Annotated in this window: 15 protein-coding genes; 10 read left to right on the top strand and 5 right to left on the bottom strand. The window is 70.1% G+C overall.

Annotated features, from left to right (window positions below):
- The first annotated feature begins 11 nt into the window (after positions 1-11).
- From AB0K73_RS14570 to AB0K73_RS14560, 3 genes are all read left to right on the top strand, one after another.
- On the top strand, positions 12-515 hold the full coding sequence (locus AB0K73_RS14570; protein ID WP_360514691.1) for an FHA domain-containing protein: 504 nt from the start codon (positions 12-14) through the stop codon (positions 513-515).
- Complete coding sequence (locus AB0K73_RS14565) at positions 515-1,207, top strand: MerR family transcriptional regulator (RefSeq protein WP_360514261.1); 693 nt, start codon at positions 515-517, stop codon at positions 1,205-1,207. The genes AB0K73_RS14570 and AB0K73_RS14565 overlap by 1 nt, the downstream gene beginning before the upstream one ends.
- A gap of 110 nt (positions 1,208-1,317) precedes the next feature.
- Positions 1,318-1,872: a MerR family transcriptional regulator gene (locus AB0K73_RS14560; RefSeq protein ID WP_360514258.1), complete on the top strand. Its 555-nt coding sequence runs from the start codon at positions 1,318-1,320 to the stop codon at positions 1,870-1,872.
- Positions 1,873-1,946: 74 nt separating this feature from the next.
- Here the strand turns inward: AB0K73_RS14560 and AB0K73_RS14555 are convergent, their stop codons facing one another.
- Positions 1,947-2,780, bottom strand: a complete 834-nt coding sequence (locus AB0K73_RS14555; RefSeq protein WP_360514255.1) for a ParA family protein — start codon at positions 2,778-2,780, stop codon at positions 1,947-1,949.
- Positions 2,781-2,855: 75 nt separating this feature from the next.
- Here AB0K73_RS14555 and AB0K73_RS14550 point away from each other — a divergent pair, with 75 nt between their 5' ends.
- The 3 genes from AB0K73_RS14550 to def all read left to right on the top strand — a co-directional run bounded on the left by AB0K73_RS14550 (position 2,856) and on the right by def (position 8,198).
- Positions 2,856-6,260: a pyruvate carboxylase gene (locus tag AB0K73_RS14550; RefSeq protein WP_360514252.1), complete on the top strand. Its 3,405-nt coding sequence runs from the start codon at positions 2,856-2,858 to the stop codon at positions 6,258-6,260.
- Between the two features lie 207 nt (positions 6,261-6,467).
- Complete coding sequence (locus tag AB0K73_RS14545) at positions 6,468-7,694, top strand: MinD/ParA family protein (protein WP_360514249.1); 1,227 nt, start codon at positions 6,468-6,470, stop codon at positions 7,692-7,694.
- Positions 7,695-7,706: 12 nt separating this feature from the next.
- Entirely contained in the window at positions 7,707-8,198 is a 492-nt protein-coding gene (gene def / locus AB0K73_RS14540) for a peptide deformylase (RefSeq protein ID WP_360514246.1), read from the top strand.
- A gap of 62 nt (positions 8,199-8,260) precedes the next feature.
- Here the strand turns inward: def and AB0K73_RS14535 are convergent, their stop codons facing one another.
- The gene (locus AB0K73_RS14535; protein WP_360514243.1) at positions 8,261-10,096 is read right to left on the bottom strand and encodes a long-chain fatty acid--CoA ligase; all 1,836 of its coding nucleotides are present in this window, start codon (positions 10,094-10,096) and stop codon (positions 8,261-8,263) included.
- A 150-nt stretch (positions 10,097-10,246) separates the two neighbouring features.
- Here AB0K73_RS14535 and AB0K73_RS14530 point away from each other — a divergent pair, with 150 nt between their 5' ends.
- From AB0K73_RS14530 to AB0K73_RS14520, 3 genes are all read left to right on the top strand, one after another.
- On the top strand, positions 10,247-11,197 hold the full coding sequence (locus tag AB0K73_RS14530; protein ID WP_360514240.1) for an ROK family glucokinase: 951 nt from the start codon (positions 10,247-10,249) through the stop codon (positions 11,195-11,197).
- Positions 11,198-11,248: 51 nt separating this feature from the next.
- Entirely contained in the window at positions 11,249-11,938 is a 690-nt protein-coding gene (locus AB0K73_RS14525) for a lysophospholipid acyltransferase family protein (RefSeq protein WP_360514237.1), read from the top strand.
- A gap of 121 nt (positions 11,939-12,059) precedes the next feature.
- Positions 12,060-13,391, top strand: a complete 1,332-nt coding sequence (locus AB0K73_RS14520) for a class II 3-deoxy-7-phosphoheptulonate synthase (protein WP_360514688.1) — start codon at positions 12,060-12,062, stop codon at positions 13,389-13,391.
- A 51-nt stretch (positions 13,392-13,442) separates the two neighbouring features.
- On the opposite strand, the gene pknB is transcribed toward AB0K73_RS14520, so the two are convergent.
- Together pknB and AB0K73_RS14510 are read right to left on the bottom strand one after the other, a co-directional pair.
- Complete coding sequence (gene pknB, locus AB0K73_RS14515) at positions 13,443-15,332, bottom strand: Stk1 family PASTA domain-containing Ser/Thr kinase (RefSeq protein ID WP_360514685.1); 1,890 nt, start codon at positions 15,330-15,332, stop codon at positions 13,443-13,445.
- Positions 15,333-15,465: 133 nt separating this feature from the next.
- Positions 15,466-16,716, bottom strand: a complete 1,251-nt coding sequence (locus AB0K73_RS14510) for a LysM peptidoglycan-binding domain-containing protein (RefSeq protein ID WP_360514234.1) — start codon at positions 16,714-16,716, stop codon at positions 15,466-15,468.
- A 167-nt stretch (positions 16,717-16,883) separates the two neighbouring features.
- On the opposite strand from AB0K73_RS14510, the gene AB0K73_RS14505 reads away from it, so the two are divergent.
- The gene (locus AB0K73_RS14505; RefSeq protein ID WP_360514231.1) at positions 16,884-17,222 is read left to right on the top strand and encodes an Rv2175c family DNA-binding protein; all 339 of its coding nucleotides are present in this window, start codon (positions 16,884-16,886) and stop codon (positions 17,220-17,222) included.
- 10 nt (positions 17,223-17,232) lie between these two features.
- Here the strand turns inward: AB0K73_RS14505 and AB0K73_RS14500 are convergent, their stop codons facing one another.
- A complete protein-coding gene (locus AB0K73_RS14500; protein WP_360514228.1) occupies positions 17,233-18,342 on the bottom strand; it encodes a polyprenyl synthetase family protein in 1,110 nt (369 codons plus the stop codon).
- Between the last annotated feature and the right edge of the window lie 35 nt (positions 18,343-18,377).

Here is an 18,377-nt window from a genome sequence, read left to right as displayed (position 1 = left end):
TCGTGGCGGATATGGACATCACTCAGCCCAACGGTGAGGCCGAGGGCGAGTCCCAGACGTCGTCGGCGCGCGCCGGCGGCGACGGCACGGGCGACACGACCATCGGGTTCAGTCGCGAGGCCGCTGCGCACTTGGCGGCGCTTGACAGCGACATCTCCGCCGAGGAGCAGGAGGCGATCAACGCCCTGCCTTCCGGATCGGCGCTGCTCATCGTCCGGCGCGGTCCGAACGCCGGTGCGCGATTCCTCCTCGACGCCGACGTCACGACCGTCGGCCGTCATCCCGACGCCGACATCTTCCTCGACGACGTCACGGTCTCGCGTCGACACGCCGAGTTCCTCCGGCACCGCACGGCATTCGAGGTGAAGGACCTGTCGTCACTGAACGGCACCTACTTCGACGGCGTGCGCATCGACACCGCCCTCCTCAGCGATGGCGCGGAGGTGCAGATCGGCAAGTACCGTCTCACCTTCTACGCCTCCCGACGCGACCTGGCGCCGCTGGCGACCGGATAGTGCCCGGCACCGCCGCCTCCTCCCACGCGAGCGGCCAGGCCCAACTCCTCGGGATCGGCCAGGTGCTCGCGCTCCTCCAGCCCGAGTTCCCCGAGCTCACGCCCTCGAAGCTGCGCTTCCTCGAAGAGCAGCGCCTCGTCGCTCCCGCGCGCACGGCGGCGGGCTACCGCAAGTTCTCCCGAGCCGATGTCGACCGCATCACCGTGGTGCTCTCGATGCAGCGCGATCAGTACCTGCCACTCAAGGTCATCCGCGCGCACCTCGAGGCGATCGACGCGGGCGAGACGCCCGCGCTGCCCGGAGCAACCGACGCGGCGACCTTCCTCGCCGGCGCGCGCCGCTTCCGGCGCGACGAACTCATCTCCGCGGCGGGTGCGACCCGTGCGTTCCTCGACGACGCGATCTCGGCGTCCCTCCTGCCAGCCGCCGAGTACTACGGCGAGGAGGCGGTCGGTGTCCTCCGATCGCTCGTCGCGCTTCGGGACGTCGGCATCGAGGCCCGCCACCTCCGCGGCGTCCGGGCGGCCGTGGAGCGAGAGGCGGCCCTCGTCGAACGCGCCATCGCCCCGTCGAGGCGGTCGGATGCCGCCGACAAGGCCCGCGCGACCGAGCACGCACTCGAGCTCGCCGGGCACCTCGAGACCGTGCACGCGAGCCTCCTGCGCTCGGCGCTGGCACGGCTCGCGCGATGATCCGCGACACGCCGTGACGTTCGGCCCGATGTGTTTGGCGCAACCCCTCGGCGTGGGTAGCGTGGGACTCGCGCCGTCGGGGTGCTGGCGTGAGAGTGAGGGGCGATCGCATGAGTGAGATCGAGCGCAGTGAACGGGCTCGGTACGACCTCGGGCTGCTCTTCACCGATGGCATGCCCGAGCACGACGACGGCACCGGCTACCGGGGGGCGGTGGCCGCGCGGGCGGCCGGGATCAGCTACCGCCAGCTCGACTACTGGGCTCGGACGCAACTCGTGGAGCCCACGGTTCGCGGCGCAGCGGGTTCGGGTTCGCAGCGCCTCTACGGGTTCCGCGACATCCTCGTGCTGAAGCTCGTCAAGCGCCTGCTCGACACGGGCATCTCGCTGCAGCAGATTCGCACGGCGGTGCTCCAGTTGCGCGAGGCCGGCATCGAGGATCTCGCGCAGACCACCCTCATGAGCGATGGGGCGAGTGTCTACCTGTGCACCTCCGACGACGAGGTCATCGATCTCGTGAACCGGGGCCAGGGGGTGTTCGGCATCGCGGTGGGCAAGGTGCTCCGCGAGGTGGAGTCGACCCTGGTCGAGCTCGACACCGAACCGGCCCACCCGATGGACGAGCTCGCTGTTCGCCGCGGAACGCGGCCGCGGAAGATCTCCTGACGCGAACGCGGTCGACTCGACCGCACTGACGTCCGGCTGGCCGTCGCGTGGCGCGCTCGCGCCCGTTCATGACGTCAGATGACGGGGGACTCGAGCTCGAAGGGCGTGCCGGCGTACTCGCCGATGCGGGCGGTGCGCAGCACGCGGTCGAGGAGCTGGTCGAAGTGCCGTGACATCTCCTCGGCGCTCTCGCCCGGCCACATGTGCAACGGCTTCGCGGCGCCCTGTGCCTGCTGCAGCGAGGTGCGCTCGGGCAGTTGCGGCGAGAGCACGAGCGGGCCGAACATGTCGCGCAGCTCCTTGATGCGGAACTGGTGCTCGAGCGACTGCACGCGGGCCCGGTTCACGATGATGCCGAGCGGCTGCAGGCGCGGGGAGAGGCCGCGGCGGATCTCCTCGATGGCGCGGAGCGCGCGGTCGGCGGCAGCGACGGAGAAGAGTCCGGGCTCGGTCACCACGGCGACGCGGTCGCTCGCCGCCCATGCGGTGCGCGTGAGGGCGTTGAGGGAGGGCGCGCAGTCGATGAGCACGAGCTCGTAGTCGGCCTCGACGTTGGCGAGCGCCTCCTCGAGCTTCCAGATGTCGCGGATCGACGGATGCGGCCCGTCGAAGTTGATGGCCGAGGGGCTGCCGATCATGACGTCGATGGTCGACTGGGGGTTGGACCTGGCCCAGCCGCTCGGCGCGATCGCCGAACGGACGATCTTCTCCTTGGGAGACGCGAGGACGTCGGCCACGTTGAGATGACCGGCCATCTGGATGTCCATGCCGGTCGAGACATCGGACTGCGGGTCGAGGTCGACGACGAGGGTTCGGACGCCGCGGGCGAAGGCCGCAGACGCCAGCCCGAGCGTCACGGTCGTCTTGCCGACACCGCCCTTGAGGGAGCTGACGCTGAGTACGTGCACGAACAGATACGTTACCTTTACTACTCGGGCGATACCTAAATGTTCGCTGTGCGGAAACCCGTCTGAAAGGCCTGCATGTTCACGAAGATCCTGGTAGCCAATCGCGGGGAGATCGCCATTCGGGCGTTCCGTGCGGCCGTCGAGCTCGGTGCGAAGACCGTGGCCGTGTACCCGGTGGAGGATCGCAATTCGTTGCATCGCCTGAAGGCGGACGAGGCCTACCAGATCGGTGAGCCGGGGCATCCGGTGCGCGCGTACCTCGATGTCTCCGAGATCATCCGGGTCGCGAAGGAGTCCGGTGCGGACGCCATCTACCCGGGTTACGGGTTCCTCTCCGAGAACCCCGAGCTCGCCCAGGCCTCGGCCGAGGCGGGCATCACGTTCATCGGGCCGTCGAAGGACGTGCTGGAGATGGCGGGCAACAAGGTGACCGCCAAGGAGCACGCGATCGCCGCCGGCGTTCCAGTGCTGAAGTCGACGCCGCCCTCGCGCGACGTCGAGACCCTCTCGGCGCAGGCCGATGAGATCGGCTTCCCGCTCTTCGCGAAGGCTGTGGCCGGGGGTGGCGGCCGCGGGATGCGTCGGGTGAACTCCCGCGACGAGTTGCGTTCCGCGCTCGAGGAGGCGATGCGCGAGGCCGACAGTGCGTTCGGCGACCCGACCATGTTCCTCGAGCAGGCGGTCATCCGCCCGCGTCACATCGAGGTCCAGGTGCTCGCGGATGCCTCGGGCGAGACGGTGCACCTGTTCGAACGCGACTGCTCGGTGCAGCGCCGCCACCAGAAGGTCATCGAGATCGCGCCGGCGCCGAACCTGCCCGACGAGGTCCGTGAGCGGCTCTACCGCGATGCGGTCGCGTTCGCGCGTTCGATCGGGTACATCAACGCCGGCACCGTGGAGTTCCTGGTGGACACGGCGGGGGAGCGGGCCGGCCAGCACGTGTTCATCGAGATGAACCCGCGCATCCAGGTCGAGCACACCGTGACCGAGGAGGTCACCGATGTCGACCTGGTGCAATCGCAGATCCGGATCGCCGCGGGGGAGTCCCTCGCCGATCTCGGGCTCCTGCAGGATTCGATCAAGCTTCGCGGGGCGGCGCTCCAGTGCCGCATCACGACGGAAGACCCCACGGCCGGTTTCCGGCCCGACACGGGCCGGATCACGACCTACCGGTCGCCGGGCGGCGCCGGCATCCGCCTCGATGGCGGCACCGTGAACCCCGGTGCGCAGATCAGCCCGCACTTCGACTCCATGCTCGCCAAGCTCACCTGCCGCGGCCGCGATTATCCCGCGGCCGTCGCGCGGGCACGGCGCGCCCTTGCCGAGTTCCGGATCCGCGGCGTCTCGACGAACATCTCCTTCCTGCAGGCGGTGCTCGACGACGCGGCGTTCATCGCCGGCGATCTCAGCACCTCCTTCATCGACGAGCGCCCGAGCCTCGTGCGGGGTCGCGTGTCGAAGGACCGGGGCACCAAGATCCTGAATTGGCTCGCGGATGTCACGGTCAACCAGCCGAACGGGCCGGCGCCCACGACCGTGAACCCGGTCGAGAAGCTGCCCGCGATCGACCTCGGCGCCCCGGCTCCCGACGGGGCGCGGCAGCGGCTGCTCGAACTCGGGCCGGCCGGGTTCGCCGCGGCACTCCGTGCGCAGACCCCTCTCGCCGTCACCGAGACGACGTTCCGCGACGCGCACCAGTCGCTGCTCGCCACCCGCGTGCGCACCCGCGACCTCGTGGCCGTCGCGCCCTACGTCGCCCGAATGACGCCCCAGCTGCTCTCGGTGGAGGCGTGGGGCGGCGCGACCTACGACGTTGCGCTGCGGTTCCTCGGCGAGGACCCGTGGGAGCGGCTCGCGGCGCTCCGGGAGGTGCTGCCGAACATCAACATCCAGATGCTGCTGCGCGGGCGGAACACGGTGGGGTACACGCCGTACCCGACCGAGGTGACGGATGCGTTCGTGCGCGAGGCCGCGGCGACCGGTGTGGACATCTTCCGCATCTTCGACGCGCTGAACGACGTGTCGCAGATGCGCCCGGCGATCGATTCCGTGCTCGCCACTGGTCACACGGTCGCCGAGGTCGCGCTCTGCTACACGGGCGACCTCCTCGACCCGGCCGAGGATCTGTACACCCTCGACTACTACCTGCGGCTCGCCGACCAGATCGTCGAGGCCGGTGCGCACATCATCGCCATCAAGGACATGGCGGGGCTCCTCCGTCCGACGGCGGCCGAGAAGCTCGTCGGCGCTCTGCGGGAGCGCTTCGACCTGCCCGTGCACCTGCACACGCACGACACCGCGGGCGGCCAGCTCGCGACGCTCCTCGCGGCCAGCCGCGCGGGAGTCGACGCGGTCGACGTCGCCAGTGCGCCGATGGCCGGCACGACGAGCCAGCCGTCGGCGTCCGCCCTCGTGGCGGCGCTCGCGCACACCGAACGCGACACCGGCATCGCCCTGCAGGCCGTCGCCGACCTCGAGCCGTACTGGGAGGCCGTGCGCCGCATCTACAAGCCCTTCGAGTCGGGGCTGCCCGGCCCCACGGGCCGTGTGTACCACCACGAGATCCCCGGCGGCCAGCTCTCGAACCTGCGTCAGCAGGCGATCGCGCTCGGCCTCGCCGACGACTTCGAGCTGATCGAGGACATGTACGCCGCCGCGAACGACATCCTGGGCCGCGTGCCCAAGGTGACGCCGTCGTCGAAGGTGGTCGGCGACCTCGCCCTGCACCTCGCCGCGGTGAAGGCCGACCCCGCCGACTTCGCCGCCAATCCCGAGAAGTACGACGTGCCCGACTCGGTCATCGGCTTCATGGCCGGCGAACTCGGCGACCTGCCGGGCGGGTGGCCCGAGCCGTTCCGCTCGAAGGTGCTCGCCGGCAAGGACATCCGGATCGGGGTCACCGAGCTCACGACCGACCAGCGCGAAGCGCTCGAAGCCGACAGCGTCACCCGGCGCTCCACGCTCAACGCGCTGCTGTTCCCGGCGCCGACGCGCCAGTTCGAGCAGATCCGCGAACTGTTCGGCGACCTGTCCGCCATCGACACGGCCGACTACCTCTACGGGCTCCGGCAGGGCTCCGAGCACGTCGTCGAGATCGACAAGGGCGTTCGCCTCTACGCTGGCCTCGAGGCGATCGGCGAGGGCGACGACAAGGGCATGCGCACCGTGATGACCATCCTGAACGGCCAGCTGCGGCCGGTTTTCGTGCGCGACCGCAGCATCGCGGTCGAGACCAGGGCGGCCGAGAAAGCGGATGCCTCCCAGCCCGGCCAGGTCGCCGCGCCGTTCTCCGGCGTGGTCACCCTGGGCGTCGAGCCGGGCGCCGAAGTTGCCGCCGGGCAGAGCGTTGCCTCGATCGAGGCGATGAAGATGGAGGCCGCGATCACCTCCCCGATCGCCGGCGTCGTGGATCGCGTCGCGATCCCCAAGACCCAGCAGGTCGAGGCCGGCGACCTGCTCGTGGTGGTGCGCCCACGATAGGCTGTCCTTGTGCTGCACTGATGGGAGGGGAAATCGGTGTCTGACGACAGGGGTGGAGAAGAGACCAGGAGGCGCCGGGCGACCGGCGTTCATACCGCGCCGCTCGATCAGGACGCGGTGGCGCGGGCGAACGGGGCGCATACTGCGGACCCGCTCCCCGAGTCCCCGAGCGTCCGGGTCGACCTGCCTCCCGCTCCTCCACCCGAGATGCCCGAAGACGAAGTGGCCGTCGCCATCGACGACATCGCGGTGAATCCCGGAACCGTGGTGGGCGGGGGCCAGAGCACGACCTCCGTCGAGGTCGTCACCCCAGCACTCGCCGGCTCCGCCTACCGTGGCGGGTCTCGACGCGACCCGTCGCCCTACAGTGCGCTGCTGGCTGCCGACGCGGCGAAGCTCCGACGCGAGCGGGTCACCACCGACACCGGCAGCCATGTTGCCATCGTCGACGTCCCAGGCGAGGCGACGACCGGCACGGAGCTCGAAGTTCCTGAGACTCCTGACTCCCTCACCGCCGACCGGCTCATCGACCTGAACCGTACGACACGTCCCGCACCGCAGGGCGGGTTCAACCGGTTCCTCTACGAGGCGTCCCTTCATCTCGTCAACCTCGGCGACTCCGCGAAGGTGCGCGCGCACAAGGCGATGAGCGCTCGCATCCAGAAGCGGTTCGAGGGCGGGGCCCGGTTCGTGCCGGTGCTCACCCGCAAGGGCGGGGTTGGCAAGACGACCATCACGGCGCTCCTCGGCATGGCGCTGGCCGACGCCCGCGACGACCGCATCATCGCGATCGACGCCAACCCCGACCGCGGCACGCTCGCCGAGCGCGTCGACCGGCAGACCCGCGAGACGGTGCGCGACGTGGTCACGAAGGCGTCGTCGATCGGCGGCTACACCGACTTCTCGCGGTTCGTCTCCCGCGACGAGACCCGGCTCGACATCCTCGCCTCCGACACCGACCCGACGCTCTCCGAGGCATTCGACGACAACGACTACAACGTCGTCGCCGGACTCGCAGCGCGCTACTACTCACTCGTGCTCACGGACTGCGGAACCGGCATCGTGCACTCCGTCATGCGCGCGACGCTCCAGCGCGCCGACTCGATCGTCATCGTGTCGGGCGGCAGCGTCGACGAGGCCCGGCTCGCCTCCGAGACGCTCACCTGGCTCGAGGCCAACGGGTACGGCGAGCTCGTGCGCAACGCCGTCGTCGCGATCAACCTGGCGACCCAGGGCACCCATCTCGTCAAGGTCGACGAGATCGAGGCGCACTTCCAGTCGCGCGTGCGCGAGATCGTGCGCATCCCGTACGACCCGCAGCTTGCCGCCGGTTCCGTGGTGAACTGGCATGAGCTGCGTCCCGTGACCCAGCACGCGGCGCGAGAACTCGCCGCCCTCGTCGTGGAAGGCCTGCCCGCAGAGCGCGGGCACTGATTTGGAGCGCAATTGCCGGAACGTCCGATTCGCCTGTTCGGCGACCCTGTCCTGAAGACCGTCTCCGCCCCCGTCGAACAGATCGATGACGGCATTCGCGCGCTCGTCGCCGACCTGCTCGACAGCGTGCGGCTGCCGGGGCGTGCCGGCGTCGCCGCGTCGCAGATCGGGGTGAACCTTCGTGCGTTCAGCTACAACGTGGACGGCGAGGTCGGGTACATCCTGAACCCCGAGCTGGTGGAGGTCTCGGGGGAGCCCGAGCTCCTCGACGAGGGCTGCCTCTCGGTCCCGGGACTCTGGCACAAGACGAAGCGGTATCCCTTCGCCCGGGTCCGCGGCATCGACCTCGACGGAAAGGAGGTCGAGCTGTCGGGCACGGGCCTCATGGCTCAGGCGCTGCAACACGAGACCGATCACCTCGACGGGCTCCTCTACCTCGATCGCCTCGAGAAGGAGGAGCGTCGGGCCGCGATGCGGGCGGTCCGGGAGTCCGACTGGTTCTGACGCGTGACGTCGACGACGATGGGCCCCGCGGCATCCGCGAGGCCCATCGTCGTGTCAGCGACTCAGTGCACGATCGAGTGGCCCTCGGTGGCCGGCGCCCCCGAGTACATGGCCTCGATCTCACCCGCGAAGTCCTCGAGGATCACGTTGCGCTTGATGCTGAGCTTCGGCGTGAGGTGACCGCTCGCCTCGGTGAGCTCGGTCGGCAGGATCGTGAACTTGCGGATCGACTCGGCGCGCGAGACGTTCTCGTTCGCGGCGTCGATCGCCCGCTGGACCTCGGCGAGCACTGCCGGGTTCTTCGCCGCGTCGTCGACGCTCATGCCCGCGTCCTCGTCGTTGTTGTTGAGCCAGACCGGCAGCATCTCGGGATCCAGCGTGATGAGCGCGGAGATGAACGGCTTCTTGTCGCCGACGACCACGACCTGTCCCACGAGCGGATTCGCGCGGATGGGGTCCTCGAGGGCCGCGGGCGCCACGTTCTTGCCGCCTGCGGTGACGATGATCTCCTTCTTACGACCCGTGATCGAGAGGAAGCCGTCGCTGTCGAACGATCCGATGTCACCCGTCTTGAACCATTCGCCGTCGAACGACTCGGCCGTGGCCTCGGGGTTCTTCCAATACTCCTTGAAGACGTTGATGCCCTTCACCTCGATCTCGCCGTCGTCGGCGATGCGCACGCCCACGCCGGGCAGCGCCGGGCCGACGGTGCCGATCTTGGACTTCGTGGCGAGGTTCACCGTGGCGGGCGCCGTGGTCTCGGTGAGGCCGTAGCCCTCGAGGATCACGATGCCGAGCGAGTGGTAGAAGTGACCGAGGCGCGGGCCCAGGGGAGCCGAGCCCGACACGGCGTACTTCACGTTGCCGCCCATCGCGGCGCGGAGCTTGCCGTAGACGAGCCGGTCGAACAGCGCGAACTTGAGCTTGAGGCCGAGCGGTATCTTCGCGCCCGTCTCCTTGGCCGTCGAGTGGGCGACGGCGGTGTCAGCGGCGGCGCGGAAGATCTTGCCCTTGCCGCCGGCCTCCGCCTTCTGCTCGGAGACGTTGTAGACCTTCTCGAACACGCGTGGCACCGCGAGGAGGAACGTCGGCTTGAAGCTCCCAAGCGACGGGAGCAACTGCTTCGTGTCGGGCTGGTGGCCGACGCGCACGCCGGCGTGCACGCAGAGCACCGAGATGAATCGCGCGAACACGTGTGCGGTCGTGATGAACAGGAGCGTGGACGCGCCGTTGGGGTCGAGCACGACCTCCTTCAGCGCGACGGCGGAGTTGCGCGAGAGCTCGACGAAGTTCGAGTGGGTGAGCACGCAGCCCTTGGGCTTGCCGGTCGATCCCGACGTGTAGATGAGCGTCGCGATGTCGGCGCCGACGGCGAGGTTGCGGCGGCGTTCGATCTCCTCGTCGGTGACCTCGGCGCCGGCGGCCACGAGCTTGTCGAGGTCGCCGAGGTCGATCTGCCAGACGTTGCGGATGGCCGGCAGCTCGGGGTGCACCTCGTCGAACCGCGCGAAGTGGTCGGGCGTCTCGACGATCAGGGCGATCGAGCCGGAGTCGCCGAGGTTCCACTTGACCTGGGCGGGTGAGCTGGTCTCGTAGATGGGCACGAGCACGGCACCGGCGAACCAGGTGGCGAAGTCGATCAGCGTCCACTCGTAGCTCGTCTTGGCCATCAGGCCGATCTTGTCGCCCGGCTCGATGCCGGAAGCGACGAGTCCCTTGGCGAGCGCGACGACCTGCTGGTGGAACTCGCGTGTGGTGACGGGCTTCCACCCGCCATCGCCGGTCGGCAGGGAGAACAGCACCGAGTCGGGCGTCGCTGCAACGCGCTGCACGAGAAGATCGGTCGTGTTGGCCTCTGGGTCGGCAGGGACGAGGGCGGGAGTCTCGAACTCGATCACGGTAGCTCCTTTGGCAACCGGGGAGGGTCGCTCGGCTGAGCGCGTGCGAACCTCGGCGTTGGGGTCGATTACACTCTAGTCCGTTGCTCGCGCGGCCAGCAGGCCCCGAGACCACTCGGCCTCGTCCCCTCTTCGAAAGGCAGCCTGCTGGTGCACGCGATCGGTATCGACATCGGCGGAACGAAGATCGCCGGCGCGGTCGTCGACGAGTTCGGCTCCATCGTGCGAAGCGAGCGCGTGCCCACCCCCGCCGGGGACCCCGCGATGCTCGAGGACGCCGTCGTCGAGATGATCCGATCGCTCTCGGCCGAGGAGCCCCTCGCCGCCGTGGGCGTGGCCGCCGCGGGCTTCATCGACGCGGCGCAGTCGGTCGTCTTCTATGCACCGAACATCAACTGGCGCAACGAGCCGTTCCGCGAGAAGCTCGAGGCCCGCGTGGGCGCGGCCGTGGTGGTCGAGAACGACGCCAACGCCGCAGGCTGGGCCGAGTTCCGCTTCGGCGCGGGCCGAATGGTGAGCGACATGGTCATGCTCACGATCGGCACCGGCGTCGGCGGCGCCATCGTCGCGAGCGACCGGCTGTTCCGGGGCGGCTTCGGCGCCGGCGCCGAACTCGGCCACATGCGGCTGGTTCCGAACGGCATCGCCTGCGGCTGCGGGCAGCACGGATGCCTCGAGCAGTACGGGTCGGGTCGTGCACTCATGCGCATGGCGAACGAGATCGCCGACGCCGGCGGCATCGGACTGGCACTCGCGCGCGCCCGTGAGGAGCACGGCGCCCTCGACGGACGTCTGGTCGGCGACCTCATCGCCGCGGAGGATCCGGGCGCCACGGCCGCCCTCCGCCAGCTCGGGCACTGGCTCGGCCAGGCCGCGGCGTCGCTGTCGGCGGTGCTCGACCCGCAGCGGTTCGTGTTCGGCGGCGGCGTGGCCATCGCGGGCGACCTCCTCCTCGACCCCGTTCGCGAGGCGTTCCTCGAGCACCTCCCGGCTCGCGGGTACCACCCCGAGCCCGACTTCGTCATCGCCGAGCTCGTGAACGACGCCGGTGTCGTCGGCGCCGCGGATCTCGCCCGCGTCTGGGTCGCTGAGCACGCCTGACCCGCCCGGGGATAGGCTGAATCGTCGCTCGCTACGGAAGGGAGGCACACGATGTTCTACTGGATCATGAAGCACATCGTCGTCGGCCCGATCCTGCTGGCGATCTTCCGGCCGTGGGTCGTTGGCCTCGAGAACGTGCCCAAGGAGGGCGCGGTCGTGCTGGCCTCCAACCACCTCTCCTTCATCGACTCCGTCTTCCTGCCGCTCGTCGTCGACCGGCGGGTCGTGTTCCTCGCGAAGAGCGAGTACTTCACGGGCAAGGGCCTCAAGGGCTGGGCCACACGCGTCTTCTTCCAGGCGACGGGCCAGCTGCCCATCGACCGCTCCGGCGGCAAGGCGTCGGAGGCCTCGTTGAACACGGGCCTCCGCGTGCTCAGCGAAGGGGGCGTGCTCGGCATCTACCCCGAGGGCACGCGCAGCCCCGACGCCCGCCTCTATCGGGGGCGCACGGGCGTGGCACGCATGGTGCTGGAGGGCGGCGTTCCGGTCATCCCGGTCGCGATGATCGGCACCGAGCGGGTCATGCCCATCGGCACTCGCCTCCCCAAGGTGCGTCGGATCGGCATCATCATCGGCGAGCCGCTCGACTTCTCGCGCTTCCACGGGCTCGAGGGGGATCGGTTCGTGTTGCGTTCCGTGACCGACGAGCTCGTCTACGAGCTCCGCGCCCTGAGCGGCCAGGAGTACGTCGACATGTACGCCAGCTCGGTGCGGGAACAGCGCGCAGCGCAATCGGGGTAGGCTCGATTCGGCGGCGTCGCGACGTGCGGTGCCGTTCCTCATTCATGGCGCGTCGCGCCCGAACCTTCAGGACAGTCCCGTGGTACAGCTCGTCGAGCCCGTCGTCTTCGCAGATCCCTCAGTGATCGACGGCCTCGACTATTGGCGCACGCTGCCGATCAAGCAGCAGCCCACGTGGCCCGACGCCGAAGCGGCGCACGCGGCATCCGCCGAACTCGCGACCCTGCCCCCGCTCGTCTTCGCGGGCGAGGTGGACATGCTGCGCGACCGGCTCGCCGCCGCCTCCCGAGGCAAGGCGTTCCTGCTGCAGGGCGGCGACTGTGCCGAGACCTTCGCCGGCGCCACCGCCGACCAGATCCGCAACCGGGTGAAGACCGTGCTGCAGATGGCCGTGGTGCTCACCTACGGCGCCTCCATGCCCGTGGTGAAGATGGGCCGGATGGCCGGTCAGTTCGCGAAGCCGCGGTCGAGCGACACCGAGACGCGTGGCGGCGTCACGCTGCCCGCGTACCGCGGCGACATCGTGAACGGCTACGACTTCACGCCCGAGTCGCGTGCGGCCGACCCGGCGCGACTCGTGCGCGGGTACCACATGGCCGCCTCGACGCTGAACCTCATCCGCGCGTTCACCCAGGGTGGGTTCGCCGACCTGCGCCAGGTGCATTCGTGGAACCAGGGCTTCGCGGCCAACCCCGCGAACGCGCGGTACGAGTCGCTCGCCCGCGAGATCGACCGCGCCATCAAGTTCATGGACGCGTGCGGCGCCGACTTCGAGGCGCTGCGGCACACCGAGTTCTACACGGGTCATGAGGGCCTGCTCATGGACTACGAGCGGCCGATGACCCGCATCGACTCCCGTACGGGCACGCCCTACGACACCTCGGCCCACTTCATCTGGATCGGCGAGCGCACGCGAGACCTCGACGGCGCGCACGTCGACTTCCTGTCGCGTGTCCGCAACCCCATCGGGGTGAAGCTGGGGCCGGCCACCACGCCCGAGACCATGCTCGAGCTCGTCGAGAAACTCGATCCCCACCGGGAGCCCGGCCGTCTCACGTTCATCACACGCATGGGTTCCGGCAAGATCCGAGACGCCCTGCCGCCGCTGCTCGAGGCCATCAAGCGCACCGACGCCAACCCGCTGTGGGTCACCGATCCCATGCACGGCAACGGCATCACGACGCCGAGCGGCTACAAGACACGTCGCTTCGACGACGTCGTCGACGAGGTGAAGGGCTTCTTCGAGGCCCACCGCGCAGCCGGCACGAACCCCGGCGGCATCCACGTCGAACTCACGGGCGACGACGTCACCGAGTGCCTCGGCGGCTCCGAGCACATCGACGAGATCACGCTCGAGACGCGCTACGAGTCGCTGTGCGACCCCCGCCTGAACCACATGCAGTCCCTCGAGCTCGCGTTCCTCGTGGCCGAGGAGCTCGCCGCCGCACGCTGACCGATGGCGGGGCGTCCGGCGACGGATGCCCCGCGCCGGCGCTCGGCAGGATCAGCCGAAGTTGACGGTGACCTCTGAACCACGCTTCAACAGCTCGCCGGCGGCCGGGCTCTGCACGGATGCCACGACGGCACCCTCGAGGAAGCCCGGCACGTTCGACGTCACCGCGAATCCGAGCGCCTCGAGCTGCGCGCGCGCCTGCGCGATGGTCTGGCCGTTGATGACGTTCGGCACCTCGACGAGATCGGGACCCTTCGACAGTGTGAGCACCACGGTGTCGCCGGGCCGCATCGGGTCGTTGGCGTAGGTCGCCACGATGACGTGGTCGACGGGAACCTCGTCGTGGAACTCGGGCTCGGTGAATTCGACCACGAGGTCGACGCCTTCGAGGGCGGCCTGCGCCTCGCCGACCGGCGCCCCCTCGACGGCTGGGATCGGGCCGACGCTGATGACGAGCGTGAGGGCCGCGAGCTCGGCGACCTCGGCGCCGACCGGGTTGCCGTCTGCCCCGAGCACGGCGATCACCGTTCCGGGCGCGAAGTCGCCCGAGAACTGCGCGGCGTTCTGCTCGGCCACGGTGAAGTCGGTGAGGGCGTCGCGAGCCTCGGCGTCGGGGCGGCCGATCACGTCGGGCATGGGGAGCATCCGCGGCCCGAGCGAGACGAGCATGGTCACGGCCGAGCCGCGTTGGGCCTGTTTCCCGCCTGCGGGGTCGGTGCCTGACACCTGGCCGGCCGGCACGAGCGGGTCGTTGCGTTCGCCGTCGACCACGCGGAAGCCCTCGTCCTCCAGCACCGCCCTGGCCTCGTCGGGGGACAGCGTCGACACGTCGGGCACGGTCGCCAGTGCCCCGGGCCCGGCGCCGAAGTACCAGCCCGAGCCGGCGGCGAGCCCGGTGAGCAGGAGCACGAGTGCGAAGATCCAGTAGCCGCGACGCGTTCGCCGTTCGGCCGTCGTGGCGAGGGCACCCGTGTCGTCGCCGTCGTCGGATGCCTCGGCGAGCGCGACCGCCGCGGATGCGCGACCGCCCAGCACCATGGTCTCGGCCGTGGCGGTGTCGGCGGGCATGCCGTCGGGGATGATCACCGTCGCCTGCGTCGCATACGCCTGCGAGCGAGGCATCCGGATCGACCCCTCGGCCTCGCGGAGGCGTTCGAGCATCTCGCGAGCGTCGTGCGGCCGCTCTTCGGGATCGCGGGCGGTCGCCCAGAGCACGAGCTCGTCGAACTCGGGCGGAATGCCCGTGCTCTTGGTGCTCGGAGCGGGAACGGAGTCGTTCGCGTGCTGGTAGGCGATCGTCATCGGCGCCTCGCCAATGTACGGCTGCTCGCCGGTGAGCATCTCGTACATCATGATGCCGACCGCGTAGATGTCGCTGCGGGCGTCGGCCACGCCCCGTGTGACGAGCTCGGGGGAGAGGTAGGCGATGGTGCCGAGCAGTGCCTGCCCGGTGGCCGTGTTGGCGCTCGCGGCTCGTGCGAGCCCGAAGTCGCCGAGCTTGATGCGGCCGTCGTCGGCGAGCAGGACGTTCTCGGGCTTGAGGTCTCGGTGCACGATGCCGGCCTGGTGCGCGGCGGCGAGGCCGGCGAGCACGGCATCCATGATGTCGACGGTCTGCTCGGGCGTGAGCTTCTTGTAGTCCTTCAGCAGGTCGCGCAACGTGATGCCCGGCAGGTACTCCATCACGAGGTACGCCATGTCGGAGTCCTGGCCCTGGTCGAACACGTTGACCACGTTCGGGTGCGCCAGCCGCGCGGCCGAGCGGGCCTCCTGCACGAAGCGCGTCTTGAAGGTGTTGTCGTCGGCGAGGTGCCCGTGCATGATCTTGATCGCGACCCGGCGTTCGAGCCGCAGATCGGTCGCGAGGTAGACCGTCGCCATGCCGCCGCGGGCGATCCGCGAGCGCACCTGATACCGGCCGTCGACGAGACGGCCGATCATCGGGTCTGCGGGCGGAGCGGTGGTCACCGTACGAGTGTACGAAGATGTGCATGCCGCACGAGGACTCAACGCCGGTCAGTCGCCAGATTGCAATGGCTTCGTGATCGACGGACGTCCCCGTCGCGGGCCCGGCTCAGCCGAGCTCCGACAGCCAGGCTCGGGCCGCGGCCTCCCACTTCGCGTAGTGGTCGGGGAACTCCGAGAGCTGCACGGACTGAGCGGCCTGCGTGACGGTCATCGCCTCCCAGCCGGGGATGTCGAGCAGCCCGTTCGTACGGCCGGGATTCGGGTTGGCCGCGCCGCCGTAGAACGCGGCGGTCGCGCGCACCGGGTCGAGCACCTCGTCGACCGTGCCCCAGCCCTGGCTCGGGCGCTGCTGGAAGAGGCCGAGCGAATCCCGATCGCCGTGGCGCACGTTCCTGAGTCCCGACTCCTGCGCCGCCGCTGCCAGTGCGACGACGATGCCCTGATCGGGCACGCCGAGGGCGCGCCCCATCTCGATGATGATGCTCGCGTGGCCGCGCATCTCGTCGTCGAGCGGCACGTTGACGGATGCCTCGACCAGGACGGTCTCGGGCCGTCGGATGGCGAGCACCTGCCCGGGCACGATGACGGTCGAGCCGCCGAGCCCGTTGACCTGATCGAGATCGGCGACGGTGAGGCCATGGGCGGCGGCGATGCCGTACAGCGACTCGCCCTCGGCGACCGTGTGCGTCTCGGGGGCCGCGGGAGCGGCGGCGGGAGCCGGGTCGGGCGCCGGCGGGGCCGCGTCGGCGTGAGCTGGCGTGCCCGAGACCGACGGCGGCAGCACGATCGACTCGCCCGGGAAGATGAGGCTCGACGCCCCGAGTCCGTTGGCGCTGAGGATGCTGCCGACGCCCACGCCGTAGGCGGCGGCGATACCGCTCACGGTGTCACCCGCCACCACGACGTGCTTGCGGATCTCGGTCTCGGCAGGGGGAGGCTGGGCCGGAGCGGCGGCCCCGCCCGGCAGCGCGAGCCGCTGACCGGGAAAGATGAGGCTCGACCAGCCCAGGCCGTTGAGGGCGAGGACCTCGGCGGTCGCGAGGCCGAACCGTTCGGCGATGCCGATGATGGTGTCGCCGTCCACCACGAGGTACTCCGCGGGCGGAGTGGCCGTCGCCGCGACCCGCGCCGTGCGCGTACCGTCGGCGTGCACGCCCTTGGCCTTGGGCTGGCGCTTCACGGTCTGCGGTGCCGCTTCGGCGGGCTGCACGATGCCGAGCGTGACGGCGACCGTGCTCACGACCGCGAGCGGGACGCCGAAGACCGCACGGAGGCCACGGCTCCGCGGGACCCGTGCCTTCCCGTGCTCGGTGCGCCGCCCCTCGCCGGCGCCGGTCGACTCTGACTGGCTCGCCATGGTTCCCCCTCACGCCGACCTGGTACTTCGACGTCGCGGCCACCGTCGCACAGCGGGAATGCCGAGTCAACGACCCTCGCCGCGAGTCCGCGGACTCCGCCCGCGAACCGGAACGGCGGCCCGGCGCGCCCTTCCCGAGCGCCCCGCAGGTCTGGCAGGCTGGTGATGTGACCGACGCCGACCAGACCGATTGGCTGACCGTGCCCGACCTCGTCGACATGCTCGGCCAGACTCCGAGCCGTATCCGCCGCCTCATCGATGATCGCCACCTGCTGGGCAAGCGCATCGACGGCGTGCTGAAGGTGCCTGCCGTGTTCCTTCGCGACGACGCGCCACTGCCCGAATTGCACGGCACCAATATGGTGCTCGCCGATGCCGGCTTCACCGACGAGGAGTCGCTGGAGTGGCTCCTCGCCGAGGAGGACAGCCTCGGCACGACGCCCATCGCCGCGTTGCGCGCCGGCCGCAAGGCCGAAGTGCGACGGATCGCGCAGGCGCTCGCGTAGTCCCAGGGGCTCAGCTCGTGCGCCGGCTGACGGCCTTCGCGAGCGATCCCAGTTCGGCGCGGGCCTCCCGGGCAAGGGGTGCATCGACGAGCGCCGCGGTGGCGCGGGCGACGTTGTCGGCGATGATCCGTTCGATCTCGTCGACGGCCCCGCACTCCTTGATGGTGCGCTGCAGCATCCGCACCTGCTCGGCTCCGAGCTCGGGATCGCCGAGGAGCTCGTCGAGGAGTCGTCGCTGCCCGGGCGCGAGGCGCTCCCGGGCGATCGCCACGAGCATGGTGCGCTTGCCCTCGCGGAGATCGTCGCCGCTCGGCTTACCGGTGACGTCGGGGTCGCCGTAGACCCCGAGCAGGTCGTCGCGGAGCTGGTAGGCGATGCCGAGGGGCAGCCCGAAGTCCCGGAGCGCCTGCATCTGCGGTGCGGAGGCCCCGGCGATCGCGCCGCCGATGGTGAGCGGCGCCTCGACCGAGTACTTCGCCGCCTTGTAGACGATGACGCGCTCGGCGCGGGTGCGCTGCTCCGACTCGGGCTGCGTGAGCCAGGCGCGCTCCTCGAGGATGTCGAGGTACTGACCGGCCGTCACCTCGGTGCGCATGCGGATGAACTCGGCGCGCGCGGCCCGTGCGGCCTGTCGGTCGGAGAGCGAGTCGAGCCCGTCGTCGAGCAGCTCGTCGCTCCAGCCGAGGAGGAGGTCGCCGAGGAGGATCGCCGAGGCGCGGCCGAAATCCGCGCCGTTGCCGGCCCAGCCCGAGTCGGCGTGCATGGTCTGGAACAGCCGATGCGCCGCGGGGGCTCCGCGGCGGGTGTCGGAGTTGTCGATGATGTCGTCGTGCACGAGCGCCGCGGCGTGGAAGACCTCGAGGGCGGAGGCGGCCGAGACCACCGGGAAGAGGTCGCGGCCGCCAGTCTCGAACGGATCGAAGCCGCGAGCGCCGACGGCCTCCCATCCCCAGTAGCAGAACAGCGCGCGGAACCGTTTGCCCCCGCTGAGAAACCGCTCAGAGAACGTTGTCAATGGGTCCAGATCGGAGCTGATGGAGCGGAGAATGGTAGTGCGTTCGGCGAGGAATTCCTCGATGCGCGCATGCACCAGATCGACGAGCCGGGAACCGTGAGCCACCCGCCTAGCCTAGCGACGCGGGGCCGGGCTAGAAT

It is taken from the genome of Agromyces sp. NPDC052230, from assembly GCF_040679595.1.
Classification (GTDB): Bacteria; Actinomycetota; Actinomycetes; order Actinomycetales; family Microbacteriaceae; genus Agromyces.
The sequence above is the reverse complement of the archived record's forward strand: the minus strand, read 5'-3'. Positions and strand labels throughout refer to the sequence as shown.